General features: G+C 46.0%; 28 protein-coding genes. 17 read left to right on the top strand and 11 right to left on the bottom strand.

All coding sequences use genetic code 11. From position 1 onward, the window contains the following. Window positions 1-81 precede the first annotated feature (81 nt). The 8 genes from ABXJ76_RS11980 to ABXJ76_RS11945 form a co-directional block, all read right to left on the bottom strand. Window positions 82-1,002: an OmpA/MotB family protein gene (locus ABXJ76_RS11980; RefSeq protein ID WP_432740746.1), complete on the bottom strand. Its 921-nt coding sequence runs from the start codon at window positions 1,000-1,002 to the stop codon at window positions 82-84. A gap of 62 nt (window positions 1,003-1,064) precedes the next feature. Then, on the bottom strand, window positions 1,065-1,877 hold the full coding sequence (locus tag ABXJ76_RS11975) for a motility protein A (protein ID WP_432740744.1): 813 nt from the start codon (window positions 1,875-1,877) through the stop codon (window positions 1,065-1,067). Window positions 1,878-2,030: 153 nt separating this feature from the next. After that, the gene (gene ltrA, locus ABXJ76_RS11970) at window positions 2,031-3,401 is read right to left on the bottom strand and encodes a group II intron reverse transcriptase/maturase (protein ID WP_432740742.1); all 1,371 of its coding nucleotides are present in this window, start codon (window positions 3,399-3,401) and stop codon (window positions 2,031-2,033) included. A gap of 391 nt (window positions 3,402-3,792) precedes the next feature. Then, entirely contained in the window at window positions 3,793-4,050 is a 258-nt protein-coding gene (locus tag ABXJ76_RS11965) for a zinc ribbon domain-containing protein (protein WP_432740741.1), read from the bottom strand. A 3-nt stretch (window positions 4,051-4,053) separates the two neighbouring features. Further along, on the bottom strand, window positions 4,054-4,515 hold the full coding sequence (locus ABXJ76_RS11960; protein WP_432740740.1) for a transposase: 462 nt from the start codon (window positions 4,513-4,515) through the stop codon (window positions 4,054-4,056). Then, window positions 4,466-4,885 (bottom strand): hypothetical protein, encoded by a 420-nt coding sequence (locus ABXJ76_RS11955; protein WP_432740738.1) that lies wholly within the window; start codon window positions 4,883-4,885, stop codon window positions 4,466-4,468. The genes ABXJ76_RS11960 and ABXJ76_RS11955 overlap by 50 nt, the downstream gene beginning before the upstream one ends. A gap of 217 nt (window positions 4,886-5,102) precedes the next feature. Then, a complete protein-coding gene (locus tag ABXJ76_RS11950) occupies window positions 5,103-6,005 on the bottom strand; it encodes an NAD(P)-dependent methylenetetrahydromethanopterin dehydrogenase (protein WP_432740736.1) in 903 nt (300 codons plus the stop codon). A gap of 42 nt (window positions 6,006-6,047) precedes the next feature. Continuing rightward, the gene (locus ABXJ76_RS11945; protein WP_432740735.1) at window positions 6,048-6,956 is read right to left on the bottom strand and encodes an NADP-dependent methylenetetrahydromethanopterin/methylenetetrahydrofolate dehydrogenase; all 909 of its coding nucleotides are present in this window, start codon (window positions 6,954-6,956) and stop codon (window positions 6,048-6,050) included. Between the two features lie 153 nt (window positions 6,957-7,109). Here ABXJ76_RS11945 and ABXJ76_RS11940 point away from each other — a divergent pair, with 153 nt between their 5' ends. The 7 genes from ABXJ76_RS11940 to ABXJ76_RS11910 all read left to right on the top strand — a co-directional run bounded on the left by ABXJ76_RS11940 (window position 7,110) and on the right by ABXJ76_RS11910 (window position 14,891). After that, on the top strand, window positions 7,110-7,718 hold the full coding sequence (locus ABXJ76_RS11940; protein WP_432740733.1) for a 5-formyltetrahydrofolate cyclo-ligase: 609 nt from the start codon (window positions 7,110-7,112) through the stop codon (window positions 7,716-7,718). Further along, window positions 7,718-8,881, top strand: coding sequence for a carboxynorspermidine decarboxylase (locus tag ABXJ76_RS11935; RefSeq protein ID WP_432740732.1), 1,164 nt, complete (start codon window positions 7,718-7,720; stop codon window positions 8,879-8,881). The genes ABXJ76_RS11940 and ABXJ76_RS11935 overlap by 1 nt, the downstream gene beginning before the upstream one ends. A gap of 63 nt (window positions 8,882-8,944) precedes the next feature. Then, window positions 8,945-9,937, top strand: coding sequence for a zinc-dependent alcohol dehydrogenase family protein (locus ABXJ76_RS11930; protein WP_432740731.1), 993 nt, complete (start codon window positions 8,945-8,947; stop codon window positions 9,935-9,937). Window positions 9,938-10,083: 146 nt separating this feature from the next. Further along, window positions 10,084-12,429 (top strand): penicillin-binding protein 1B, encoded by a 2,346-nt coding sequence (gene mrcB, locus ABXJ76_RS11925; protein WP_432740730.1) that lies wholly within the window; start codon window positions 10,084-10,086, stop codon window positions 12,427-12,429. A 20-nt stretch (window positions 12,430-12,449) separates the two neighbouring features. Next, window positions 12,450-13,067 carry an outer membrane lipoprotein chaperone LolA gene (lolA, locus tag ABXJ76_RS11920; protein WP_432746512.1) on the top strand — a complete coding sequence of 206 codons (618 nt, stop codon included), beginning with the start codon at window positions 12,450-12,452 and terminating at the stop codon, window positions 13,065-13,067. A gap of 66 nt (window positions 13,068-13,133) precedes the next feature. Further along, window positions 13,134-14,441, top strand: coding sequence for a replication-associated recombination protein A (locus ABXJ76_RS11915; protein WP_432740729.1), 1,308 nt, complete (start codon window positions 13,134-13,136; stop codon window positions 14,439-14,441). A gap of 177 nt (window positions 14,442-14,618) precedes the next feature. After that, the gene (locus ABXJ76_RS11910) at window positions 14,619-14,891 is read left to right on the top strand and encodes a hypothetical protein (protein ID WP_006893715.1); all 273 of its coding nucleotides are present in this window, start codon (window positions 14,619-14,621) and stop codon (window positions 14,889-14,891) included. Between the two features lie 250 nt (window positions 14,892-15,141). Here ABXJ76_RS11910 and ABXJ76_RS11905 read toward each other — a convergent pair whose 3' ends face one another. The 3 genes from ABXJ76_RS11905 to ABXJ76_RS11895 all read right to left on the bottom strand — a co-directional run bounded on the left by ABXJ76_RS11905 (window position 15,142) and on the right by ABXJ76_RS11895 (window position 16,158). After that, window positions 15,142-15,417, bottom strand: a complete 276-nt coding sequence (locus ABXJ76_RS11905; protein WP_432740727.1) for a type II toxin-antitoxin system RelE/ParE family toxin — start codon at window positions 15,415-15,417, stop codon at window positions 15,142-15,144. Continuing rightward, complete coding sequence (locus tag ABXJ76_RS11900) at window positions 15,414-15,671, bottom strand: type II toxin-antitoxin system Phd/YefM family antitoxin (RefSeq protein ID WP_432740726.1); 258 nt, start codon at window positions 15,669-15,671, stop codon at window positions 15,414-15,416. The genes ABXJ76_RS11905 and ABXJ76_RS11900 overlap by 4 nt, the downstream gene beginning before the upstream one ends. Window positions 15,672-15,837: 166 nt before the next feature. Then, a complete protein-coding gene (locus ABXJ76_RS11895; protein ID WP_432740724.1) occupies window positions 15,838-16,158 on the bottom strand; it encodes a hypothetical protein in 321 nt (106 codons plus the stop codon). Window positions 16,159-16,439: 281 nt separating this feature from the next. Between ABXJ76_RS11895 and accA the strand changes: the two genes are divergently transcribed. The 10 genes from accA to ABXJ76_RS11845 all read left to right on the top strand — a co-directional run bounded on the left by accA (window position 16,440) and on the right by ABXJ76_RS11845 (window position 26,614). Beyond that, complete coding sequence (gene accA / locus ABXJ76_RS11890; RefSeq protein ID WP_432740723.1) at window positions 16,440-17,408, top strand: acetyl-CoA carboxylase carboxyl transferase subunit alpha; 969 nt, start codon at window positions 16,440-16,442, stop codon at window positions 17,406-17,408. Window positions 17,409-17,415: 7 nt separating this feature from the next. After that, window positions 17,416-18,825 carry a tRNA lysidine(34) synthetase TilS gene (gene tilS, locus ABXJ76_RS11885; protein WP_432740722.1) on the top strand — a complete coding sequence of 470 codons (1,410 nt, stop codon included), beginning with the start codon at window positions 17,416-17,418 and terminating at the stop codon, window positions 18,823-18,825. 124 nt (window positions 18,826-18,949) lie between these two features. After that, a complete protein-coding gene (locus tag ABXJ76_RS11880) occupies window positions 18,950-20,617 on the top strand; it encodes a CTP synthase (protein ID WP_432740720.1) in 1,668 nt (555 codons plus the stop codon). Then, window positions 20,617-21,450 (top strand): 3-deoxy-8-phosphooctulonate synthase, encoded by an 834-nt coding sequence (kdsA, locus tag ABXJ76_RS11875; RefSeq protein WP_432740719.1) that lies wholly within the window; start codon window positions 20,617-20,619, stop codon window positions 21,448-21,450. Before ABXJ76_RS11880 ends, kdsA begins: the two co-directional genes overlap by 1 nt. Window positions 21,451-21,471: 21 nt before the next feature. After that, window positions 21,472-22,740 carry an AAA family ATPase gene (locus tag ABXJ76_RS11870; RefSeq protein WP_432740717.1) on the top strand — a complete coding sequence of 423 codons (1,269 nt, stop codon included), beginning with the start codon at window positions 21,472-21,474 and terminating at the stop codon, window positions 22,738-22,740. Beyond that, entirely contained in the window at window positions 22,737-23,627 is an 891-nt protein-coding gene (locus tag ABXJ76_RS11865; protein ID WP_432740715.1) for a DUF4435 domain-containing protein, read from the top strand. The genes ABXJ76_RS11870 and ABXJ76_RS11865 overlap by 4 nt, the downstream gene beginning before the upstream one ends. A 64-nt stretch (window positions 23,628-23,691) precedes the next feature. Then, the gene (gene eno / locus ABXJ76_RS11860) at window positions 23,692-24,972 is read left to right on the top strand and encodes a phosphopyruvate hydratase (RefSeq protein WP_432740713.1); all 1,281 of its coding nucleotides are present in this window, start codon (window positions 23,692-23,694) and stop codon (window positions 24,970-24,972) included. 88 nt (window positions 24,973-25,060) lie between these two features. Then, complete coding sequence (locus ABXJ76_RS11855) at window positions 25,061-25,330, top strand: septum formation initiator family protein (RefSeq protein WP_432740711.1); 270 nt, start codon at window positions 25,061-25,063, stop codon at window positions 25,328-25,330. A 269-nt stretch (window positions 25,331-25,599) separates the two neighbouring features. Then, window positions 25,600-25,908, top strand: a complete 309-nt coding sequence (locus ABXJ76_RS11850; RefSeq protein ID WP_432740709.1) for a hypothetical protein — start codon at window positions 25,600-25,602, stop codon at window positions 25,906-25,908. 103 nt (window positions 25,909-26,011) lie between these two features. Continuing rightward, complete coding sequence (locus tag ABXJ76_RS11845; protein WP_432740707.1) at window positions 26,012-26,614, top strand: hypothetical protein; 603 nt, start codon at window positions 26,012-26,014, stop codon at window positions 26,612-26,614. The last annotated feature ends 175 nt before the right edge of the window (window positions 26,615-26,789 follow it).

Genomic DNA, 26,789 nt, shown 5'->3' with positions numbered 1-26,789 from the left:
GGCTTTATGATACAGCACCCGCGTCGGCATGTTAAATAATCGGGGGATTGGTTGTTCGATTATTTAACGAAGTCCTTGGGTTTATTGTTCTGAAAATTTGATTAAAATATTGACGCGTCGGTTTTTCTCTCTGCCTTCCGGTGTTGCATTGTCGGTAACGGGCATGGTGTCTGCGTAACTGATGGCTCGCAAACGGCTGCTGTCTAATTGTTGCGAGACCAGGAGATGTAGAACACTGGTGGCTCTGGCAGAACCCAGTTCCCAGTTTGAAGGGAATTTAGCGGTTTTAATCGGGATATTGTCTGTGTGTCCTTCAATCAGGATCAGGCCAACCGCTTGTTTTAATAATGGGGTAAGACGTTTTATTAAGGCTTCTCCCGGAACAGTTAGATCTGCTTCTGAAGATTTAAACAATACTTTGTCTTGAATCTCAAGCTGCGCATAGCCATGGGTAACTTTTATGTTGACGGTTTTATTAAGACCGAATTCATTAATGGCTTTTGTTAGCTGTTGCTGCAATTTGTTTTCGTCTGTTGGGTTGACCGTTGCCGGTTGAGCGTTAATCAGGGGCATGGGCTTTGTTGTGATGTTATCGGCGCTTTTAATTTCTGGCGTATTGACGGGAATAGGGACGATATGGTCGCTTTCTTTGGCTTCGGTTTTGATTTCGACGTTATTTTCAATGGGTACAGTGGTTTGAACGGGTTTGTTTGTCGCAACAACGAGGGGAGGGCAGGTTACGATTGCTGCTGCAACAACGGGAGGACATATTACCGCAGGTACTGTTCTAGGCTTAATCGCTCGCGGTTTAGTGACGGCTGCTTGTTGCTGTTCCGTGTTTAAGTCGCTTAATGTAAGCAGAGTGATAACGAGCATGACAATCAGCACAAATACATCTAGATAACTTAATAGCCAGTTTTGTGAGTTGTGCGTGTCCGGTTGGTTAAGCAGATCCTCTAGGGACAGTGAGGACTGTAATTTCGATAATGGATATTTGCTCATTTTGCAGGACTTAGTCGGTTTGTGAGATTCAATGCTGGGATTTATAGCCCCGGCGAACGGCTTCAGTCTTTTAATTCATCGTCATAGTGCTTGATGAATGATTTGAGCGTTTCTCGGACAAATGAGGGGCTGCGACGAGCTGCTATCAGTGTAATGCCTTCCATGATCATGCTCATAATCATAATGCGCTGTTCAGTGCGTCGTTCGAGTTTTATGGCAATAGGGTTGAAGATAAGGTTGGCCATAATGAGACCGTAAAAGGTGGTAATCAGCGCAATGCCCATGTTGTAGCTTATGCCAGCTATGTCTTTAAGTTCAATGATTTGCAGCATATTTATCATGCCTATCAGTGTGCCGAGCATGCCAAATGCGGGAGAATAGGCGGCTAGACTATAAAATATATTAGCTTCGGCTTTCTCTTTAGCTCTCAGGCGGGCAATGCGCCATTTAAGTAACGACAAGATGTCTTCTACCGGGGTGTTGTCTACGATAAGCTGGAAACCGGTTTTTAAATAGGGGTTGTTGATGCTGTCGATGATATTTTCTATTGCAAGCGTGTCTCTGTTAAACCACATTTGAGCAACAGCGGCAATTTCGTTTGCTTCCCTTTGGGGATCTAGGTCTTCATAAAAGAAAATAAGTTTTGCCGATTTCAATCCATGTCTAATGTCTCTTAAAGGATAACTTAACAAGATAGCAGCAACCGTGCCGCCTATGACAATCACCAGTCCGGTCAAATTGATAAAAGAAAGCGGATCATTGGCAGCAACTATAATAATAAACAGGATGAGAATAATGCTTAGAAAAATACCTGCGGCTGTTGAAGGGTTAACTTTTTTTGGAAATGCTTTTATTGATGATTTGTCGAATTTCATTTTGAAATAATATTAAAACATGTTGATAATTTAAAACATTATAAAATCATATTACATCAATGCAGTTGAACGGCATAGGGGGCAGCTTTAAGCTGCGCCCCTGCCACACCACCTGGCATGCGGGTCCGCACCAGGCGGTTCGAGAAGTTGAGGTCATGTGAGTTTCGGAATGCCAATGCTGTCAAAATAGCTCACCGTGAGGACTTTGTTCAAGGCGGAGCCACTGTGACTCCACCATCGACCACCACCACCCGCTGTTTGCAGGGCCAACTCGTGTGACGCGCCAAGCTTTCGTAGCCCACGATAGATTGTGGTGCCAGTCCGCCAGTGCTTCAGTTGAATCGCCCTGAGTCGATGTCGCAGCCAAGAGTCCAAATCTTTGAACGTCGTTGGCGTTTGCGCCAGTCGGAAGTAGGCCTTCCAGCCGGGCATATACGCTTGCAGTTGTTCAGCCACTTGAGCCATGCTTTGTCCACCCACCCGGCGTATGATGAGCCTGATGCGTTGCTTAAACGTGTCGAGCGCCTTGGGTGCCACAGCAATTTTGACCGTATCGCCTGACCACCGCCGAAGGCAGTAGCCAAGGAACTTGCGCCCAAATACCGGACCCACCTCGGTTTTCTTCTCGTTCACCCGAAGGTGCAGCCTCTCATACAGGTTCCTCAGAAAGCGAAGCACCCGCTCGCCGGCTTTCTGACTGTGCAGGTAAACATTGCAGTCATCGGCATATCGGGCGAATCGATGTCCCCGTTTCTCCAAAGCCTTATCCACTTCATCGAGCAACACGTTGGCCAGAAGCGGCGACAGCGGCCCGCCTTGTGGCGTCCCCTGTTCTCGCTCCATCACCATACCCTTGGCCATGATCCCGGCTTGTAGATACCGCCTGATCAGCCGTAGAACGGCCTTGTCGGCAATACGTTTGGCAAGCCTGTCCATGAGGATGTCGTGATTAACCAGATCAAAGAATCTCTCTAAATCCACATCGACCACAACCCGGTAGCCTTCTTGCGCGTATTGCTGTGCTTTGAGCACTGCATCATGCGCACTTCGGCCAGGTCGAAAGCCATAGCTGGACTCTGAAAAAGTCGGATCGATCAGCGGCTGCAAGACTTGCAGCAAGGCCTGTTGGATCAGTCTATCGACAACCGTCGGTATCCCCAACTCCCGCGTACCACCTGCCGGTTTTGGAATTTCCACGCGCCGCACGGCTTGAGGCCTATACGTCCCGTTTAAAAGCTCTGACCGGATTCGTGGCCAATGGGTCTTGAGGAATTCCGGAGTCTGCCCGATAGTCAGTCCATCGACACCAGCACTTCCCTTGTTGGCTTTGACGCGTTTCCACGCCGCAGCCATGTTCTCACGCGAGAGAGCCTGAGCAAGCAAGTCCTCCCGCCCCAAGCCTTCTTGTTTATGAAACGCCGGACGTGTTTCATCGCGTGCCGCATCGGCTTGGGCTTCACCCTTGCCGGTCACGACCCGCTCCGGTTTCCCGGACTTCTGATGCAGTACATTTCCAAGATTCATAACTTTTCAGCTCTCCTTCTCGTTTGGCCCTTCGCTGGTCACCCAGCTACTATGGCCTCTGCTGACTTCTCGTCCCGGCTTACGCCGTCGCCCTTTCAGGCGTAAAACGAGATCTCCCCAGGTAAGAACGTGATCCTTCCCCGCACAACCGCCAGATCTACGCCACCTCTCATTGACCACAAAAGCTTCGCAGTAATGTGCCTGCTCGCCTTGATTGGACGCGCCTCATATCTGATTTTTGTTCATCGGCTCACGGTTTCTTTCCACGCTTCCTTCCCACGCTCAGTCACCTTTGCGCAGTTGCGCTTCCATTCGCTCGCTGTGGTCAGCTCACGGGAGGACTTTCACCTCCGAGATCGCGCCCATGCTGGGCGCACACATCCTCCCCGACCTAAAGGACGGGGATTCCTACTGCTAGACGCTTATGCCCAAGCGCGAGAATGTTCTTTGCCGCATTCATATCTCTATCATGCGTCGTGCCACACTCGGCACACGTCCATTCTCTTATTCCAAGTCCCGCTCTACCTTTCGGACTACTGGCGCTTATGCAGCCGCAGCACGAACAGGCTTGGGTAGTGTACGACTCGTTGACTTCTATAAACACGCCTTGCGTCCTGATGGACTTATATTCAAGTTGTGTTTTCAGCATCGCTCAGCCTGCATCTAAAACGGATTTCGCCATTTTAGTTTTTGCCAGACCGGACGCACTGACGTTGCCAACAACGATTAAACTGTTTTCTTTAACTACTTTGTTGCTGAATTTGTGGATTGCATCGTTGCGTCGATGCTTAATCTTGGCATGAATCGCTTTAACCCGTTTTTTATCCCTAGCCCGTTGCGCTATGCCCAGCTTGGCTTCGCTATTCCGGTAGCAATCCTGTCTTGCCAAGGTATCGCCATTGGAACAGGTGGCGGTGGTTTTTAAGCCCAGATCAATGCCTATTTGACTGCCTTCCGCTGGCCTGATGTCAACGTCAACATGCACTACGATATTGAAATACCAGCGACCGCGCGAATCCTGGCTAAAACAGCCGGAACGAAAATCAAACTGGCTCAAGCCGTAGCTATCCCAGACCTTGAAGTAGTGACCGGCATAGCGGATCTGACCGTTCACCCATGTAGCCGCGCCTGACTTGAACGGAACCCAGTAATGCGCGTCTGGCTCCACCAGAGCAGCGCCAATTGAGCTTGTTTTTCTTGAATTGTTTTCTGGCTTTGGCATGAACCGCAATGGTTTCCTGAACCGCCGTCAAGTCGATTATCATGCCGCGCTCTTTGCGGATGCCTTTTAAGTCTTTCATCAACTCAAACGCCGAGGTGCCGAAGTTCATGTAGCCGACTTCTGGAATAAAAACCCACGAAAACTCAGCGGAATCAGCATTAGCGGCGTTCCAGACTTGATTCACATCAAACGCCATACGATTCAGTACACTAGCGTGTTTATCGCGAACTCTGACTGATAATGTTTTAATTATGGGTTTCATAGCACCCAATTGTACGCCATTTATTTTATGGCTAAACAGCGGTTTCACATTCGGATGACTCCCGAACTATTCTCAATATTGCATGACCAAGCCCATCACGGAATGGCTGGAAACAAAATAGATCAAGATCATCCTTACATCTCCCACCTGAAGGAAGTGGCTTTACGGACTCTTTGGGTAAAACGGAGTTGTTATTTTAGTTTAGGTGAGTGTTAAATTACATTTCTCTGGCTTTATTAAAGGCATATCTGAAGTCTATAAATAAAGGCTGTTCGGCCCCCAGCATTGCTTTTAATAATTCATGTTGCAGTTTAAACTTAACATTCCCAATAGCTAAAGCACCAATACCTACTGCGCCTGGCGCATTGATTGCATGGATGAGTGGTGCGCCGGAATCATTGTTGTTGATGCCCTCTATTCCGGAAGGTGGAACAGCATTAACATCGGCAGCGACTTTTAGTTGGGTCGCTTCTTTAAGTACATTTGCATTTAAAACTTGAATACCCGCTTTAGCGGTACAAAAGATAATGTCAGCATCCTTTACCAACTTGATTTTATCGGCTTCAGATTTGGCCAAGACTCCTTTAAGCGTACAGTTAAAGCGGCGGTTGTATGCGTTAGCAACATCCACAGCCGTATCACTTGACAAATGGTCGGTTAATGTTACATCAGCCCCGGCTAATGAGGCAATAATACCGGTAGCTATACCTACCGGACCTGTTCCGCCAAAAATCATCACTGAGCATTCTTTCAGTTCTTTGTTGTGTTTTGCGTTGAGTTCTTTTTCCGCGCAAGTCACTAAGGCCGCAGCGGTGGTAAAAGCGCCGCTGGGGTCGGCAAAAACCGAGACTTCAAAAGGCGAAACCATGGCTTGTTTGCTGGTGTTTAGCATGTCCATAGCCAAGCCTAAATCGCGGCCGCCGATAAAAATTCCGGTGCGTTTAACACCCGATGGACTGCGGGAGAAAACGGCATCTTGAGTCAGTCCATGCACGTTATCCAGCTTGACATTGTTATACGGCATAAGGACATCAAACCCCGCATCCAGAGCCATGTTAATGTCGAATGGGCTATTGTTCGGCATGGGGTCAAACATATGAAGAATGCTACGCTTCGCCATTAGGGTTCCTTGTTATTTGCAGGTTAATCCGAAAGTGTAAACTCAAGAGCTTGATTTAATATATTCTCTGGCGGTTTCAAAAGCATGTTCAAAATGCAGGTAAACGGGCTTATCGGTACTGATCATTTTTTTCAACATCATGATTTGGGTCTGATATTTAATATTACCGATTGCCATAGCGCCCAAGCCGACTGCGCCACTGTTTGATCCCTCAATGGGGTTGCCGTTATGGAAGGCATCAACGCCTGCGATACCTGATGGTGGTACCGCATTAACATCGGCAGCAACTTTGAGTTGTGGGGCTGAAGCGACAAGTTCTGCGCTTAATAATTCGATGCCTGCGGCACCGGTTGCAAAGACCACATCAGTCGTTTTAATATATTCAGCTTTATCAGTGTCTGCACCGGCTTCAATAGTGATTTTACCTTCGCCGAATTCATTGTTGCACATATCGGCAATGGCTTGAGCTTTTTCCAGTTGACGGCCAATGAGCTTCACCTGCGCTCCGCATTGGGCGGCAATCACTGCGACCACTTGGCCTACAGGGCCGGTTCCGCCTAGAACGAGAACATTTTTTCCTTCCAGAGTGGTGTCGAATTTAAGTTTTAATTCGCGTTCAACTGCCGCAACCATGCCTGCAGCTGTGGTAAATGCGCCGCTGGGGTCAGCGAAGACGGAAACTTGAAAAGGAGGGAACATAGAACGCTTCGCCGTCTTTAACATATCCATCGCTTGTTTGGTATCACGCCCGCCAATGAATATGCCGGTGCGTTTCAAGTTCTTGGGGCTGCGGGAAAAAATAGCATCCTGCACTAAGCCTTGAACTTCACTGGGTTCAACATTGATATAGGGTAATGCGGAAACCCAACCTGCATCCAATGCCATATTGACATCAAACGGACTGAGGTTTTTAGCGGTGGTTAGCATGTGTAAAATAAATGGCTTTTCCATGATCTCTCCTTATGTTTTTATTCGACAAGTATAAAAGAAAAAGCCGCAGAATAAAAATGCGCTTGTCTATTTGAGTTTTGAACCGGTGATGAATCTGTGTATTATCCGAGTGATTTTATGTTTTCCAGGTTGGAATATTAAAGGCGGGGGCAGATGAGTGATCTGAAAAAACGGCAACGTAGCAAAGCTAACGCTGCACGCAATGAGCAAACCGATAAAGAGTCCGTTAGCCGGATTATTTGCGACCGCTTTATAGCGCATCCTGTTTACCAGCAGGCCAAAACGGTGATGTGGTATAGCCACTGCCGCTCAGAAACAAGAACTCAGGCGGCATTATGGTGCGAACTGGCAACCGCTAAACGCATAGTCATCCCTTACTGTACTAAAGATCAGCAGGGGCATAATAAGCTGGGGTTATGGCTGCTGGAAGATGCTGCCGAACTGGTGCCGGGCATGTGGGGCATTTTAGAACCACCTAAACAACGATGGGGCGAAGTGGGCAAAGAAATCGCCGTTGAACAGCTCGATTGCGTATTGGTGCCGGGCGTGGCTTTTGATCGACATGGCGGGCGCTTGGGTAATGGCGGAGGTTATTACGATCGCTTATTGAGCTGCGTCAGAGCCGATACGGCATTAATCGGAGTTTGTTTTGAGTCTCAACTGGTTGAGCACGTCGTTATGGAGGCTCATGATGTGGCCATGGATATTGTCATAACAGAAAAAGTAGTTTATGCCGGTAAAGGACGGCAGTTTTTAAACTGATGGATTTTCAACTATTGAAAGACAGTGTTTATTCCACGCCGGCTTTTGTTGTCGATGAAATAGAAGTGACCAGGACATTGGCGGTTTTAACAGAGCTGAAAAATCAGTGCGGCTGCAAGGTCTTATATTCGATTAAAGCCTTGCCTTTTTCCCCAGTTATGGAGATGGCAAAACCCTGGGTTGATGGTTTTTCGGTTAGTTCCTTATTCGAAGCGCGGCTGGCCGATGAGGTTTTAGCCGGGCAGGGGAGCATTCATTTGACTACGCCCGGCATAAGGCCGGATGAGCTGGATGAGCTAAGTTCGCTGTGTTCGCACATCAGCTTTAATTCTCTGCCGCAATATCAGCGCTATGCTGAAACGGCCGGGGCACAATCCTCAATCGGCTTACGAGTTAATCCAAAATTGTCTTTTCTGCATGATCAGCGCTTCGATCCGTGTCGGCAGCATTCAAAGCTGGGCGCCGCTATTGATGAATTGAGCCGGTCGATTTGTCTCGATCAAATTCAGGGGCTGCATATTCATAACGTTTTTTCAGCAACCGATTTCACTCCGTTAATTGAAACGATCGACATGCTTCAACAGTATTTGGGGATAGGATTAGCTGAGCTTGAATGGTTGAATATCGGCGGTGGCTATTTGTTGGGTCAAATTGAAGATCATCGCCCATTTGTCGAGTTGGTCAATAAGCTGAAGCAGGATTATGCCATTGAGGTTTATATCGAGCCGGGCAAAGCGGTCGTAGGCCAAGCAGGGCATTTAGTAGCAACGGTGCTTGATAGCTTTGTCAGTGACGGTGTCACCGTAGTCATACTGGACACCTCGGTCAATCATAATCCCGAAGTATTCGAATATCAGCGTCAGCCTGAACTGCACGAACATGATCTTGATGGGCAATATACTGCTATTTTAGCGGGCTGTACCTGTTTGGCCGGTGATGTATTCGGGCAATATCGATTTAAAAAACCGTTGGAGGTAGGGGATAAGGTGGTTTTTAAGCATGTCGGCGCTTACACCCTGATTAAGGCGAACCGTTTTAATGGTTACAACTTGCCGGATATTTACCTGAGCAACTCCTTACGCGTAAAAAAAATGAAACATTACGATTATCAGGATTATCGTCGGCAATGGGTGGTTGAGGTTCGGGGCGAGGAGCAACTTTAGTGATTCAGCGCTCATTAAGGCATATACCTGTACATTTTTATTTATACAAATAAGGTTAAAAATATGAAAGCAATCATGATGACGGCAACCGGTAATCCCGATGTCCTGGAATTACACGACATTGACGAACCCGAAATCTCCACGGCAACCCAGATCAAGGTCCGGCTTAAAGCGGCTGGGGTCAATCCGGTCGATACTAAAATCAGGAGCCATGGCTTGCTTTATGATAATCCACTGCCTGCGGTATTGGGTTGTGACGGAGCTGGAGAGGTTATCGAAATCGGCAGTGCGGTCAGTCGATTTAAACCGGGCGATAAAGTCTGGTTTTGTCACGGTGGACTAGGCCGCGAACAGGGTAATTACGCCGAAGTTACGGTAATAGATCAGCGCTGGGCGAGTTTAATGCCGGAAACCAGTTCATTTAGCGAAGCCGCAGCCTTGCCGCTGGTGTTGATTACCGCGTGGGGCGCTTTGTTCGATCGCGGCGGATTACAATCCGGACAAACCGTACTGATTCATGCCGGAGCAGGCGGCGTAGGGCATGTGGCGATACAATTGGCGAAATTAAAAGGTGCCCGAGTCATTACCACGGTGAGTTCCGGGCAAAAGGCCGAGTTTGTCAAAGCGATGGGCGCTGATGAAGCCGTTATTTATACCCAAAACGGTTTTGCCGATGTGGTCAATAAACTGACTGACGGCAAAGGTGCTGACTTGGTTTTCGATACCGTCGGCGCTGAGGTATTTAAACAAAGCATCGCTGTGACAGCGCATTTCGGTCATCTGGTGACTTTGCTCGATCCGGGCGAATTGAGTCTGGCCGAAGCCCGAATGCGTAATTTATCGATAGGCTTTGAGTTGATGCTGACGCCGATGCTCAGAGATTTGGCTGAGGCAAGAGACAAGCACGTTGAAATTTTAAAACAATGTGCGCAATGGATCGATAAAGGGTTTTTAAAGACGCATATCAGCAAGCAGATGCCGCTGAAAGAGGCCGCAATAGCGCATCAATTGATAGAAGCCGGGCATAGCACCGGGAAGATTGTATTGACTGTATAGGTTTTCATTTGTGCTTATTAGGTTACGGCGCAATATATCTGTCCTTACCGTCGTAGAGGCGCCTACTTTTGGTTTTCGTGGATCAAATGATTTTTCTTGGTTTATGTATAATAGCGAATATTAATTAAATAATGTTGTAAGAGGTTATGGCAGAAAAAACCAAAAAACGTAGCTCGAGTAGATACGATAAGAAAAAAACGGCTCCCAAAAAGTCAGGTTCTCATTGGATTAGAAATTCAGTTCTGGTTTTTGTGGCCGGATTTACGTTTATTTTGGCGAGTTATCTGGGTTACCTGGATCACAACGTGCGTACCCAATTTGAAGGTAAACGCTGGGCTATTCCGGCACGAGTTTATGCCAGTCCGGTAGAGCTTTATGCCGGTTATAAGCTGACGAGTGCAGAGCTTGAAGCGTTATTGCAGGCGCTGCATTATCGGCTGGATGTCCATTTGTCTTCGGAAGGCACGTATTTTAAAAGCGGCTCACAAGTCAGTGTAAAAACCAGGAAGTTTACCTTCTGGGATCAAGTTCAATCTAGCAGCGTGATACGGGTCAATTTTAACGCATCCGGCATCGCCAACATCGTTGATGCTGAGCAGAACCAAGATCTCGCCATTGTGCGCTTGGATCCCGTACAAATCGGAAGCTTATACCCAAGGATTAAAGAAGACCGGATTTTAATTAAATTGGAAGAAGCCCCTGATACGCTTATTAAAGGCTTGCTGGCTTCAGAAGACCGGGATTTTTACCAGCACATCGGTATCTCATTTAAAGGCATTGCCCGGGCGATTTGGATGAATGTGCTTGCCGGTCATACCGTGCAAGGCGGGAGTACTATTACCCAACAGTTGGTTAAAAACTTTTATTTGACCTCTGAACGCAGTTTGACGCGGAAAGTAAAAGAAGCGCTTATGGCGCTGATCTTGGAATATCGCTACAGCAAAGATGAGATCCTGGAGGCTTATTTAAATGAAATATATCTGGGGCAGGATGGTGGTAGCGCTGTGCATGGCTTTGGCTTAGCCAGTGAGTTTTATTTCGGCAGTTCTTTAAAGGACTTGCCTCTGGAGCATGTGGCTTCGTTGATTGCCTTGGTTCGTGGGCCGTCTGAGTACGACCCGAGGCGTTATCCCGATCGTGCTGTACTACGGCGCAATTTAGTGTTGGGAGAGATGGAAGCGGAAGGCTATATCGCTAAAGAGCAGGCAGTCAAGGCGAAAGCCAAGGCTTTAAATGTGATCGCCAATACCCACCGTTCAAGCAATCGTTATCCTGGTTTTCTCGATTTGGTTAAGCGGCAATTAAGACAGGAATACAAAGAGGAAGATTTAACCTCCGAAGGGCTAAGGATTTTTACTACATTGGATACTCGGGTTCAGGATGCGCTGGAGGATACGCTGTCTAAAAAGCTAAATCAGCTTGAAAAACTGCCTAAAGCTAACGACCTTGAAGCCGCGGCTGTAGTCACTCATAGAGACGGCGGCGAGATAGCTGCGTTGATGAGCGGTCGCGAAGTGTCCAGCGCGGGATTTAATCGTGCCCTGGATGCGGTCAGGCCGATAGGCTCGTTAATCAAGCCGGTGGTCTATTTGACAGCGCTGGAATATCCGGACAAGTACACTATTACTACACCGGTCAGCGATACAGCCATCTTGGTTAAGAGTTCGGGTGGCAATGATTGGAGTCCTAAAAACTATGATCACAGGGAGCATGGCACCGTGAGCTTTCATTCGGCACTGGCGCATTCATACAACCTGGCTACGGTTCGGATAGGGATGGATATTGGGGTAGCCAGAGTCGTTAAGACATTACGCAGTATGGGTATTACCCGGGCGATTGATTTGTTCCCGTCATTCCTGCTGGGAGCTGCGAGTTTAACGCCGATGGAAGTTACTCAAATTTATCAAACGCTGGCTGGCGACGGTTTTTCAACGCCGATAAAAGGCATCAGAGCGGTGGTTGCAGCCGACGGTAGACGCTTACAAAGTTATCCTTTTACGGTGCGGCAAGTGCTTGATCCATCGGTAACGTATATCGTCAATACCATGTTGCAGGAGGTGATGCGTGAAGGTACCGGACGTTCGGCCTATTCCGCTTTTCCGGCAAACTATGGTTTGATCGGCAAAACCGGTACGACTAACGATTCAAAAGACAGCTGGTTTGCCGGTTACACCGGTGATTATTTGGCTGTGGTCTGGATTGGCCGGGACGATAACAAGCCGGCCGGGTTAACCGGGGCAACCGGTGCATTACAAGTTTGGACGTCGTTAATGAAGCAGATTTCAAATCAGCCTGTAAGTCTGGTTCCGCCGGACAATATTAAGACGGCTTGGGTCGACCCTGCTAACGGCCTGCTGGCGAATCAAAATTGCCCGGGGGCTAAGGCGTATCCATTCATTGCCGGTTCAGCACCGGAGGAGTATTCCTCGTGTGTGGATTCGCCCGTTAATCAATTTGAAAGTTTGATTGACGATTTGTTACCGAATAATTAATAAAGGTATTTATGAAAAAAATGACTATTTTCGTCGGCTTGACTGTCATGTTGCTGTTTGCCGGCTTGAGCTACGCAGAAGATAAACCCGTCCGGCAGTTAAAAGCTTTTTTAAAAAATACAAAATCGCTCACTGCCGATTTTAAGCAAGTATTGATTAACGAAGCCGGTAATCCGACTCAAACCAGTTACGGCGTTTTTTACCTGCAACGACCCGGGAAATTTCGTTGGGATTATCTAAAACCTTTTCAACAACAAATAGTCTCCACGACCGGGAAGGTCTGGTTTTACGATACCGACCTCGAACAGGTCACCGTTAAAAAACTCGATGAGTCCATGGGGTCAACACCGGCATTATTGTTAAGTGGTCAAGTATCCCTGGAGGACAATTACACCATGGAACAGCAGGGTGTCGATGGCGATTTGATGTGGGTAAAATTGATTCCTAAAAATCAGGAAAGCGGTTTTAAATACGTGCTGATCGGTTTGGATAACGACTCTCTGGGCGGCATGGAATTGAGCGATAATTTTGGCCAGCTGACACGCATTTATTTTTCCAATGTTGTCTTGAATCCGCCGTTAAAACAGACCCTGTTCGAGTTTACAGCGCCCAAGGGTGTCGATGTTTTTTCTGATTAAAGATAGGCAAAAGGCTCAAGCAGCATCAACCTTCGTTCTTAGCCTTTTGCCCTTCGCCTGATTTTTATGCTTTTCGATGATTTGACCAAACCCTTGGCCGACAGGATGCGGCCGAGTGAATTAAGCGATTATGTCGGTCAACAACATATCCTGAAACCCGGCAAGCCGCTCTATGAAGCCATCGCCTCGGGACGCTTGCACTCGATGATTTTCTGGGGGCCGCCGGGTACCGGTAAAACCACGCTGGCCCGGCTCATTGCCCAGCATTCCGATGCCGAATTCATGCCGATTTCGGCGGTGCTGTCCGGCGTCAAGGAAATCAGGGCGGCGGTCGCCGAGGCCAAGAAAATCCAGCTGGAACAGCATCGGCGCACTATCTTGTTCGTCGATGAGGTGCATCGCTTTAACAAATCGCAACAGGATGCTTTCCTGCCGCATGTCGAAGACGGCACGGTTTATTTTGTCGGCGCGACCACCGAAAACCCGTCTTTCGCGCTCAATAATGCGTTATTGTCCAGGGCTCGGGTTTATGTGCTTAACGCCTTAACAGCTGATGATTTATTGGCGGTGATCGATAAAGCGTTAACCGATAAGGTGCGCGGTTTGGGCGGTCTGGCTATCGAAATGGCCGGTGATATAAAACAGCAGTTCGCCCAGGCGGCTGACGGCGATGCCAGAAGACTGCTCAACTTGCTTGAAATTGCCGTAGAACTTGCCGCCGCCAAGGGCGGTCAGACGGTTAACGAAGCCATTGCCAAAGAAGTGCTGTCGGGCGGCGTGCGGCGTTTCGATAATCAGGGCGAAGAATTTTACAACCAAATTTCGGCGCTGCATAAATCTGTGCGCGGCAGTTCGCCCGACGCCTCGCTGTACTGGTTGTGCCGGATGATGGATGGCGGCTGCGATTTATCCTATCTGGCCCGGCGCGTCGTCAGGATGGCCTCCGAGGACATAGGCAATGCCGATCCGAGAGCCTTGCAGATTTGCATCAACGCCTGGGAAGCCCAGGAGCGCTTAGGCAGTCCTGAAGGCGAACTGGCCTTGGCGCAAGCCGTCGTTTATTTGGCCTGTGCGCCGAAAAGCAATGCGGTTTATATGGCTTATAATGCGGCAATGGCCGATGCCAGACAAAGCGGCAGCCTGGGCGTGCCGGTGCATTTAAGGAATGCGCCGACCAAATTGATGAAATCGCTGGATTACGGCAAGGAATACCGCTATGCCCATAACGAGCCGGAAGCCTATGCCGCCGGGGAAAACTATTTTCCCGAAGAGTTGGCAGGCAGGCAATATTATCAGCCGGTGGAAAGAGGGTTGGAAATAAAGATTAAGGAAAAATTGAAGCATTTGAAAGCGTTGGACAAGAATGCGAATTAAGTGAATGTCTATTTGGCAACTGGAAAATAGTAGGTTGGATTGAAACAGCATCACCCCAATCTACTTTTTGTCAAAGATTATCGTGGTCATGGGGAAATCCCTCCAAGTTGATCCCAACAAAACAGCGAAAGTCAAATATCTGCTAAACTGTCCAAAAATAACAAGGGGAGACTGACTATGACCACTATTACCTTTGACACGCTTGAGCTGGTAGACAAGCTTAAAACTGCCGGAATTCCACAAGCGCAAGCCGAGGCGGTTGTGCGTGTGATTGCCGAAGCTCAGGATGGGCTGATCACTAAGCATGACCTAACAGAAGCCAAAAATGAAATTAAGGCCGACATGAATGTTCGGTTTGAGCGCATTGATGGTGAATTAAAGCTAAATAGATGGATGCTTGGCGTATTATTGGCTGGCGTTATATCGCTGGTATTGAAGGCGTTTTTTTAATGTCCCCAATATGAATTTCGGGGCACGATGAAAGGCGCTCGTCTCCGATATATTGCTCATTAGTGTAGAAAAGTGGTCAGGTTACATTATTGACGAAAAGTAACCTGACCCCTTTTCACCTTTTCATGGACCCCTTTTCATGTGCGTCAATCATTTTGATGTTTCTACGCGATTCATAACAGGGGAAGTATTGTTTTTAGGCATTGCCTCTCTTCCAGTTTTGCGCACAGGTTTTACTATAATGTGTCTGTTAATAAACCGCTTCATGATCGCCGATATTAATCAGGATAATTTCCGCCTCGCTGATTTGAAATTCCAGGGTAATACGGTAAGACAAATTAATGGAAACCGAATGCAGATTTTGCAGCTTCCCATGCAAAGCATGTAAGCGTAAAGAGGGATGGAACGGATTGGTTTCCAGCAATTGTAGTGTTTTTAGATACGGTCTTTTAAGCTCAGGATGACGCTTGATAAAGTGTAAAGCACGGCGATTATAGTGTTCGGTAAAAACCAGGGTGTAGCTCATTCCATCCGTTCCAACCGGGCCAAATGTTCTTCTGCCGATTCTTTAACATAGCGTCCTGCCGCCATGTCTTCGTTGGATTCGACCAACGCGGCGGTCAATTCGCATTCGCGCAAATACTGATAGTGGGTAAGATTCATCACCACAAAACGGTCTTTGCCGCGTACGGAAATGACCGCTTCGGTTTGCTGCTCCAACGCGGTTTGGATTGCTAAAACACCTTTTGTTTTCAGTTCGTTCGCACTGATTCCAGCCATGATATTTCCCCATAAAACGTTAAGAGTGCGATTAACCATACTCTTAACCGCACTCCAAATCAAATGCTAAAAGTAGGGGATCTGAGGGTCGTTTTTTGTGGATGTTCAAGATGAAGCCATGTCGGGTTAGCGTAAGCCGAGAGGGTGTAAGAAATTCATTGCTTACTTATATTGAACAAGCAAGCTTATCAACCAGTACAGTGTACCGATTGAAAGAACGCCCGTTGTTTTTCTGCTCTTTGCCGTGAAAAGTCACTGTGACTAAATCCCCTAAGGCGGCGTTATGTTGTTTCAAGCTGTGTATCAAATAGCGATTGAGGTCAACACTCACAACCGAGCCGTTATCATCCAGTAAAAGCAGGGTTTTCTGTTCGTCATAGAGTGAATTTTTAAAAATGCCGCTGCCTTGAATTATGCCTGCGATGGTTTCGCCTGCCGACGGTTGCCAGTAGGTAACTTTGTTTGTTGCGGGTAAGTTTTCAGTCATTTTTTATCCTGTTTGTTAGTGGGGACGGTTGGGTACAATTGTACTCAGTTCAGCTTAATCGTGCTTAATAGTCGTGAATGCAACGGGCATGAAAAGGGAGTGGGTGAATAGTCAGTTAAATACAACGTACTGATTTGTTAGATGCCTTTCGTGTCTTTTGCGTCTTTCGTGGATGAACTGCGGTTTTTAGGTTTAATTGGAGTCCGTAATTTATTTAGAAAAAATTGTTGAATTTCTATAAAATCACCTATTACTGTAATAACTATTCAGATCAAGACTACATGGACCTAAAATTTCTCGATTTCGAACAACCCATCGCTGAGTTGGAAGCGAAAATTGAAGAACTCCGCAATGTGCAGTTCGACAATAACATTAATATTTCCGATGCGCTTAAGCAACTGGAAGAGCGAAGCCAGGCGCTGACCGAATCTATTTTTACCGATCTTTCCGATTGGCAGATTTCCCAGTTATCCCGGCATCCGGGGCGGCCTTATACGCTGGATTATGTGGAGCATGTTTTTACCGATTTCCATGAGCTGCACGGCGACCGGGCTTATGCCGATGATCCTGCGATTATTTGCGGCTTGGCGCGTCTTGAGGGTCAGCCGGTTATGGTGATCGGTCATCAAAAAGGCCGTGACACCAAGGAAAAAATTTACCGCAACTTCGGTATGCCGCGCCCGGAAGGTTACCGCAAGGCCTTGCGTATGATGAAAATGGCAGAGCGTTTTAAAATGCCGGTCATTTGCCTGATTGATACACCGGGAGCCTATCCGGGTATCGGCGCGGAAGAGCGCGGTCAGAGTGAAGCCATTGCCAGAAACCTGTTTGAAATGGCCAAGCTGAAAACCCCGATTATCTGCACCATTATCGGCGAAGGCGGTTCCGGCGGCGCGTTGGCCATCGGTGTCGGCGACCGCTTGATCATGCTGGAATACAGCACCTATTCGGTTATTTCACCGGAAGGCTGCGCATCCATTCTGTGGAAAAGCGCAGATAAATCGCAATTGGCGGCCGAGGCGATGGGCATTACTTCGGATCGTATTCGCGAGCAGGGTTTTCTGGATGAAGTCGTCAGGGAACCTTTAGGCGGCGGACATAGGGATTTTAAGGCGACGGCCTTGAATTTAAAGGAAACGCTGATTCGGCACATGAATGAGTTGAAGCGGCAGCCTATTGATACCTTAATGGAAAATCGCTACCAGCGGATTATGGACTTTGGCGTTTTTACTGACGAAGGCGGGAAGTAAGGCTTAGGTGAAAGGCGAAAGACAAAAGGCGAAAATTTCGCCGTTGTTCGAGGGCATTATTTCCAAGCTTGATCTTGGGGATCAGCGACAAAAGGTTTATGTCGCCTACAGCGGCGGCGTAGATTCTCATGTTTTGCTGCATTTGTGCGCGTCAACACCTCAACTCAAAGACAAGCTCAGCGCAGTTTATGTAGATCACGGCTTGCAGGCAGAAGCCGGATATTGGGCCAAGCATTGTGAACAAACGGCTAATGATCTGGGGGTTGAATTTTTAACGCTAAGGGTTAATGCGCAAGCATTGCCGGGCGAAAGTCCTGAAGAAGCTGCCAGAAACGCCCGATATGCGGCGTTAAAATCGTTAATGAAAGTTGATGATGCGTTGTTGCTTGCCCAGCACCGGGAAGATCAGTTGGAAACGGTACTGTTGCAACTGTTTCGCGGCAGCGGTTTGCCCGGACTTTCCGGAATGCCGAAAACTATGGCTTTCGGTGCGGGTGTTATGCTCAGGCCTTTGTTGAATACGCCCAAACAGGCGATTAGCGATTACGCTCAAGCGTATCAATTAAGCTGGGTTGAAGATCCCAGCAATCAACGCAATGATTATGATCGCAATTTTCTGCGTAATGCAGTGGTGCCCTTACTCAAGCAGCGTTGGCTTGCGATCGATAAAACCGTGGCACGTTCGGCAATGCATTGTGCGGATGCACAGGTGTTGGTTGATGACGTCGCCGAGGAGCTATTCGTTGAGGTTTTTAATCCGGCAGATACGACATTGTGTATCAGTCGGTTAACGGCGCATCATTTACACCAACAGCAACTCATCATCAGGCGTTGGTTCCGGAGCATCGGATTAAAAATGCCGGCGCAGGCTGTTGTCGGACGAATTCTTAGTCAGGTGGTTGCGGCAGCCGCACAGCGCGATCCGGTATTGTCGGGGCAGGGTTACAGTATTCGCCGTTATCGGGATAAGTTGTATTGCCTGACAAATCTGTCCGGAACAGATTTGCATTTACCCGAAGGGCGTCAGGCAGGAAAGCCTGACGTGACCAATCTGTCTGGCGCAGGTTTACCTCAAGATGCTTTTTGGCCTGTCGGGCAAGCGTCTATAAAAACCGCTTATAACCAGACCGTCTCTTGTGTGTCGTCTTCAAAAGGAATGCTCCGTGAACGGTGGGCGGATGCCAAGGTTGAAATAAGGTTTCGCCGGGGCGGTGAAAAAGTCTGTTTGCCGGGACGTCAAGGCCATCATTCGCTGAAAAACCTGTTTCAGGAAGCAGGTATCCCGCCATGGGAACGGGATAGAATTCCTTTGATTTATCTGGATGATAGACTTGCTGCGGTGGCTGATAAATGGATCAGCGCGGAATTTTATCATGAAGAAACAAATGGTTGTGTCAGTCTGTTATTGCAAAGTTAAGAATTAAACCCAAAAGACAATGACGACAAGGGCATTGTCGACTAAAATACCTTGGTTTCACCTAACTTCATCAGAGCCCAGTATGGATTCCCACGCTGGAGCATGGGAACCAGAAAAATCCTACATGACAAAATACATTTTCATTACCGGTGGCGTTGTTTCGTCTCTTGGCAAAGGCATTGCCGCATCTTCACTTGCCGCTATTCTTGAGTCGCGAGGCCTTAAAGTCACCATGACCAAGCTCGATCCTTATATTAATGTTGATCCGGGCACTATGAGTCCTTTTCAGCATGGCGAGGTATTTGTTACTGAAGACGGTACCGAGACTGATCTCGATTTAGGCCATTATGAGCGGTTTCTTAAAACCACGATGACTAAAAAGAACAGTTTCTCAACCGGTCAGGTTTACGAAAGCGTTTTACGCAAAGAGCGTAAAGGCGACTATTTGGGGGCAACGGTTCAGGTCATTCCGCATATTACCGATGAAATTAAACGTCGTGTTTATGAAAGCGCCGACGACTGTATAGATGCCGGTGGTAGAGTGACCCAGGGAGCGGTTGATGTTGCCTTGATTGAAGTCGGCGGCACGGTAGGTGATATTGAGTCTCTGCCTTTTCTGGAAGCCATCCGGCAAATGCGTTTTGAACTGGGCCCTGAACGCTCGCTTTTTATTCATTTGACCTTGGTGCCGTATATTCGTTCAGCCGGCGAAATAAAAACCAAGCCGACTCAGCATTCGGTAAAAGAGTTGCGGAGTATCGGCATACAGCCGGACATCTTGATTTGTCGATCCGAGCAATCCATACCGCTCAGTGAGCGTCGTAAAATCGCCTTGTTTACCAATGTCGAAGAAAAAGCGGTTATCTCTGCAGTCGATGCCAGTTCGATTTACAAGATTCCATTATTACTGCACGATCAAGGCTTGGATGATATTGTCGTTAACAAGTTGCGACTGGATGTGCCGCCGGCGGATTTGTCCGAGTGGGAAGCCGTTGTTGACGCCCTGGAACATCCTGTCAACGAAGCGACCATCGCCATTGTCGGTAAATATGTCGATCATTCCGATGCTTATAAATCGGTGCATGAAGCCTTAATTCATGCCGGTATTCGCACTCGTACCAAAGTCAACATTGTCTATATCGATTCGGAAATTATAGAGGATGAGGGTGTTGGCAGACTGAAAGGCATCGATGCGATTTTGGTGCCGGGTGGCTTTGGCGAACGCGGTGTGGAAGGCAAAATTTCCACGGTTAAGTATGCACGCGAAAATAAAATTCCTTATTTAGGTATTTGTCTGGGGATGCAGGTTGCCGTTATTGAATTTGCCCGTGATGTCGCTGGACTGGAGGGCGCGCACAGCACCGAATTCTTACCCAAATCGCCGTATCCGGTGATCGGCTTGATTACCGAATGGATGGATGAGGAGGGTCAATTGGAAACCCGCAATGAAGCATCCGATTTGGGTGGTTCGATGCGACTGGGCGGCCAGCAATGCCGATTGCAATCCGATTCTCTGGCATTTCAGCTGTATCAGAAAGATGTCATTTCTGAAAGGCATCGTCATCGCTATGAATTCAACAGCCAGTATCTGGAAAAACTGGAACAGGCCGGCATGCGATTTTCCGGGAAGTCTATTGATGGACGATTGGTTGAAGTGATAGAAATCCCTGATCATCCCTGGTTTCTGGCTTGTCAGTTTCACCCGGAATTTACCTCGACACCCAGAAAAGGCCATCCTTTATTTTCCGGTTTTGTGGTCGCGGCGTTTGAACATAAAAAAGGTACAGTGTAATGAAATTATGTGGTTTTGAAGCCGGTTTAGATCGGCCGTTTTTTTTGATAGCCGGTCCTTGTGTTATTGAAAGCGAGCAAATGGCTCTGGACACTGCGGGTTACCTTAAAGAGTTAACGACGCAACTCAATATTCCCTTTATTTACAAGTCGTCGTTCGATAAAGCCAACCGCTCATCGCATGAAAGTTATCGCGGTCCCGGCGTGGAGCAGGGGCTTAAAATACTGGAAAAAGTTAAACAACAAATCGGCGTACCGGTATTGACCGATGTGCATGAAGATACGCCGCTGGCTGAAGTCGCCTCGGTCGTTGATGTGATGCAAACGCCGGCATTTTTATGTCGGCAAACCAATTTTATTCAGCAAGTCGCTTCTCAAGGCATTCCCGTTAATATTAAAAAAGGCCAATTCCTGGCGCCTTGGGATATGGTGCATGTCGCCAACAAAGCCAAGGCGACCGGAAACCAGCAGATTATGGTCTGTGAGCGTGGCGTATCTTTCGGTTATAACAACCTGGTTTCCGATATGCGCTCTTTGGCGGTCATGCGAGATACCGATTGTCCCGTGGTTTTTGACGCGACGCACTCGGTGCAACTGCCCGGCGGACAAGGTACGGTATCAGGCGGTCAACGCGAATTTGTACCGGTGTTAGCCAGAGCCGCTATTGCAGTCGGTATTGCCGGACTGTTTATGGAAACCCATCCGAATCCTGCGGAAGCGAAAAGTGACGGACCTAACTCCTGGCCTTTACACCGGATGCGGGAATTGCTGGAAACCTTGGCGATTTTGGATAGAGCCGTTAAAAGTCAGCCGTTTATTGAAACCACCTTGTAATTTATCAATTCGAGATAAAAAATGAGTAATCCGCCGCGCATAAAATCAGTGACTGTTAAAGGCTTGTTTAATCAATTCAATCATCATATTGATTTTAATCAAGAGGAACGCATTACCATTTTGCATGGCATTAATGGTGTGGGTAAAACAACTTTGTTGCGGATGATTAACAGCTTGTTTAATTTTCGTATTTATAGTTTTAACGAAATACCGTTTACTTCATTCGAAATTGAGCTGTCAAACGGTAATCACATAAGAGTTGAAAAAAAACAGCATAAAATCCGTAATATCCTAAATATTTTTATTAATAAGGAGAAAATTAATTTTCAAAACCTGGATATCGAAAGCCTGATTAAACGACTTCCTTGGATCAGTAAAGTTGACGATGATGTGTTCTATGATCGTCGAACGGAAGAGCCATTATCATTGGAAGAGGTGATGGAACAATATGGAGATAGATTGCCAATTAAGGACGTTAAAAACTCGGAACTTATTGCAAAGCTAGGACATGTCCCCGTCCAACTTATTGAGACTTCCCGGCTTTTACGTACTGTAAAGCGTGATGAATTACATCAACGCAAAGAAATTATTACGCATACAGTCAAAGTCTATGCGGCTGAATTGCAACAGCGTATTAGGAGCGTGATGACGGATTATGCTAAAAAATCCCAAGAATTAGAACAAACTTTTCCTTTTAGATTATTAAAGCCTTCAGAAAACTATACTAACGAGCAGTTAAATGAGCATATCGTCGCTTTGCAAAACAAAAGAGACGAATTAAGAACAATAGGTTTATTACCAACAACTGATTCAGCTACCTTGGATGCAAGCTCTATTGACAGTTTAGAAGCTCAGCACGCAGCAGTGATGAATCTTTATGTGAAAGATAGCGAAGAAAAACTGGCTGTATTAGAGTGCTTGAGTGAGAAAATTAAACTGTTGTTAAAAATAATAAACAGTAAATTTCAAGGAAAATCACTGCGTATTGATGATAAAAAAGGTTTAGTTATTATTGGAAAAGACGGAGAGATTGATCCTGCTTTACTTTCTTCAGGTGAGCAGCACGAATTAGTCATGTTTTATGATCTTATTTTTAAAGTTGAACCTAATACCTTAGTGATGATCGATGAACCCGAGTTATCACTCCATATTACATGGCAACATAAGTTTATTGATGAATTAAAAGAAATTGTTGAACACTCAAAATTTGATGTTTTAATTGCGACGCATTCGCCCACCATCGTAGGTGAAAACTCGCATCTTATGGTTGCTTTAGGTGTTAATGAATGACGCCGTTGACTATTTCTAATACACAAGGTCTTGATGCGGCGTTGATTATGTTTAGAGCTTCACCTGAAAATAAAAATTGTAGTTTTTTATTTATCGAAGGTGAGAGTGATGAAAAATTTTGGCATAGTAGGATTGAAGAGAAAAAATGCTGTATTGTTTTTTTAGTTTCGTTTAGTGAAAATAATAAGAGACAAACAGGAAAGACAGCGGTTATTAAAAACATTCGAACTTTAAACAACAGCAAAGTTAATGGTTTTTTAGGTATCATCGATAATGATTTTGATGCCTTAATGTGTCTGCCAAGAGAAAACAATACGTGTGTTGCGGATACTCATGACTTAGAGACTTTATTGTTACGCTCCCCTACTGTTTTTAAAAAAATGCTTGCAGAGTTTGGGGATAACCAGCTAATCGCCAATTTTGAAAAGAAAGAGCAAAAAAGTATACAGGATTATCTAATTGAATTAGCTCTGCCTTTTGCTCAATTAGAATGGCTTAAACAGCAGTTGAAACCTGGTTTAGAGCTTAACGATTTACATAAAAATAATACTATTCTTATCCCTGATACCTGGTGTTTAAGTCAAGCCAATCTCAACGCTATTGTAAATGCCCGAGGTATGGATATTAATTCGGAGCCATCTCAACACCTGCTCAAAACAATAAATAACATTGATCCATGGTTATTATGCAATGGGCATAAAATGATTGATATTTTGTCGATGGGCTTTCAAAATGGAATTTTAGGGAATAATAAAAAAGCTATTACCGAAACTATAGCAAGCTATATACGTGGATCTATTGATAAAGTTGAACTTTATCAAACAGAGCTTTGTCAATCTATGTTCATTTGGCAAAATAATAATTCCCTTTATCAAGTATTAATATAACCATCATTCCTATGCAACATGCTGTTGCTTTTATTTTTTCAATCTTTCGGAGTAATACAATAATATGAGTAAAATCGTTGATATTAAAGCAAGAGAAATTTTAGACTCACGCGGCAATCCTACCCTGGAAGCCGACGTTATCCTGGCCTCAGGCGTAGTCGGTAGCGCGATGGTACCGTCCGGTGCCTCAACCGGCGAGCGCGAAGCGATAGAGTTGCGTGACAATGATAAAGGCCGTTATTTAGGTAAAGGCGTATTAACTGCTGTTAACAATGTGAATACTGAAATTCGCGCTGCGATTGTCGGTATGGATGTTGCCGATCAGGCAGGCATCGACCAAAAAATGATCGCACTGGACGGCACTGAAAACAAAGGTCGTTTAGGCGCTAATGCTATTTTAGCGGTATCGATGGCGGCGGCTCATGCGGCAGCTAAAGATGCTGGCGTGCCTTTATATCGTCATTTGAATACCAGCGGCAAATTCGTTATGCCGGTACCGATGATGAACATCATTAACGGCGGATCGCATGCCGACAACAGCGTTGATCTGCAAGAATTCATGATCTTGCCAGTTGGCGCGCCGACTTTCCGTGAAGCAATTCGTTACGGCGCTGAAGTTTTTCATAACCTGAGCAAAGTGTTAAAAGCCAAAGGTTTGGCAACGACGGTCGGTGATGAAGGCGGTTTTGCGCCTAATCTTGCTTCAAACGAAGAAGCGATTTCGGTGATTATCGAAGCGATTGAACTGGCCGGTTACAAACCGGGCGTTGATATTTGCTTAGGCATGGACGCGGCAAGTTCTGAATATTATAAAAATGGCCGTTATGAGTTATCGGCAGAAGGCAGAAGTTTCAGTTCAGAAGAGATGACTGATTTCTTTGTTGAATGGGTAGACAAATATCCGATTATTTCTATCGAAGACGGTTTGGATCAAAACGATTGGGCAGGCTGGAAAATCCACACCGAAAAATTGGGCAATAAAATCCAATTGGTTGGCGATGATTTATTCGTGACCAACCCTGCCACCTTGAAAGAAGGCATCGAAAAAGGCATCGGCAACTCCATTTTGATTAAACTGAATCAAATCGGCACCTTGACCGAAACTTTGGAAGCCATCAATACCGCTCATGCAGCCGGTTACACGGCAGTTATTTCGCATCGTTCAGGCGAAACCGAAGATACTACCATTGCCGATTTAGCCGTTGCCACAGGCACAGGTCAAATCAAAACCGGCTCTTTAAGCCGTTCCGACCGCGTCGCTAAATACAACCGTCTGATGAAAATTGAAGACGAGTTGGGTGAATTAGCAACTTACGCAGGCCGTAGCGCGTTTAAAATGTTATAAAAAAACAGGCGAATGGCGAAGGGTGAAGGGCGAAAAATATGAACCTTTTGCCTTTTGCTTTTTGTCCTTCGCCTTTTTTATTTCGTCTATGAAAACCCTCATTGCCATCATCATCCTGCTAATCATCCATTTCCAATACCGGATATGGATTGGCGACGGCAGTCTTGCGCAGATCGATGCTTATCAACTGCGTCTCGATGACCTAAAAAAACAGGCCGAAGAAAAAAGAGAGCGCAACGAAGCGCTTTACGCCGAAGTGCTGGATTTGCGGAAAGGGCAGGAAGCGATCGAAGAGCGGGCTAGGGATGAATTAGGGATGATTAAGGAAGATGAAACGTTTTTTCATGTGCTTGAATAATTAGGCAAAAGGCAAAACGTTTGAAAACCTCAGCAATTTACAAAACGTGAGTGACGGGGTTATAAACCCCGTCACGTTTCAAGACATTTTGGCTTATATTGTCTAGTCGCAAAACAACAAAAATTATTCAGCTTCTGGATAACATGTAAAATCGTGTGTTATGCAGATTTTATGCTACACACCCCATTGACTTTTGTTTTAGGTTCATATGAAGCTATTAGGACACTCTAGGCACAATGAGCCTTCGAAGCACAAATATACTTCGCTCATTGAATAATTCGTTAAAACTTGATGATGAAGAATTTTCAGCGGATGAAGCATGTGCTGCAACTGGTTTATCAAAGAGGGAATTCAATTTTGTTAGAGCCAGCATCTTCAGTCTAAATGGTTTTCAGGAAAATCAATTTTTTGAAACTGACCAAAAATATCAATGGATTATTCGACCAGAAGCATACTTTTCGTATCTTCAGTACCTTGAGTTTTGTCATGCTATTGAGTATGCGAAGAGAGCCTATTGGATGGCTGTATTTGCAGTTATTGTGTCGTTAATAGGCGTATTTATAAGCAAGTTCTTGTAAAATTGCCAACAAAAAAAACTGGGGGGCGGTGGAGTAAACTTAAATTTTAGGATTGTAATCGGTGAGCAGCTTTCGACCCTAACTTTTCATTTAAGGAGAATATGTGAATAAATATTTATTGTACTCATTACTTTTTTTCTGTCTTATCGGTCATCCATTAACCAGCACAGCAACAACCCTAGAAGAACAAGCTAATAACATCGAATCGTCGAAAAATGAAATTCATAAAGAAATATCGGATATTCTTAATCAATATCAAAAATCGTTGAAAATAACAACTGGTCAACCAATTGTGAGTGATAGTAATGGAAATACAGTAACGGTCAGTATGGAAGTTTTTGTAAAATTAACCGACCCGAATCTATCATTGCAAATGGCGAGTGCAATGACGAAATATTTTACAAACGTTACCAGATACACTACCTATCTTCACACGTCAATTGCTGCTGGTGGAGACAAAGAAGCTTGGGACGAATTAACTAAAAATGGATTGCTAGCAGAAATATCATTTTTAGGAAAGATGCAATCCATATCATTATTTGGCAATTTTGGTTACTGGTTTTCTGTGGACATAATAGAAGACGACGTATTTAAGATGACGTTTAACGTCGACAAGAAAAATTTAAAGTTGGATCCTATACCAACAATTAAGCTTGTTACAAAAAACTGCCTTAGAAAAAATGGAAATAATATGTGTGGATTGTAGCAGCGTAGGTTGGGTTAACAGCTTTATCGTTAACTCACACATTGATGCAATAACTGTTGGGTTGCAAAAAGCGCAACCCAACCTACACGACAGGGCTATCCTATTGTCCCCGCTGTCGGCATCTGCAAACGTATTCAGACTAGCTGGCCAATTTATAAAATTGAGGTAACCTTAA

The sequence above is a fragment of the Methylobacter arcticus genome (genome assembly GCF_050917435.1).
In the GTDB taxonomy this organism is placed as follows: Bacteria; Pseudomonadota; Gammaproteobacteria; order Methylococcales; family Methylomonadaceae; genus Methylobacter_A; species Methylobacter_A titanis.
The sequence above is the reverse complement of the archived record's forward strand: the minus strand, read 5'-3'. Positions and strand labels throughout refer to the sequence as shown.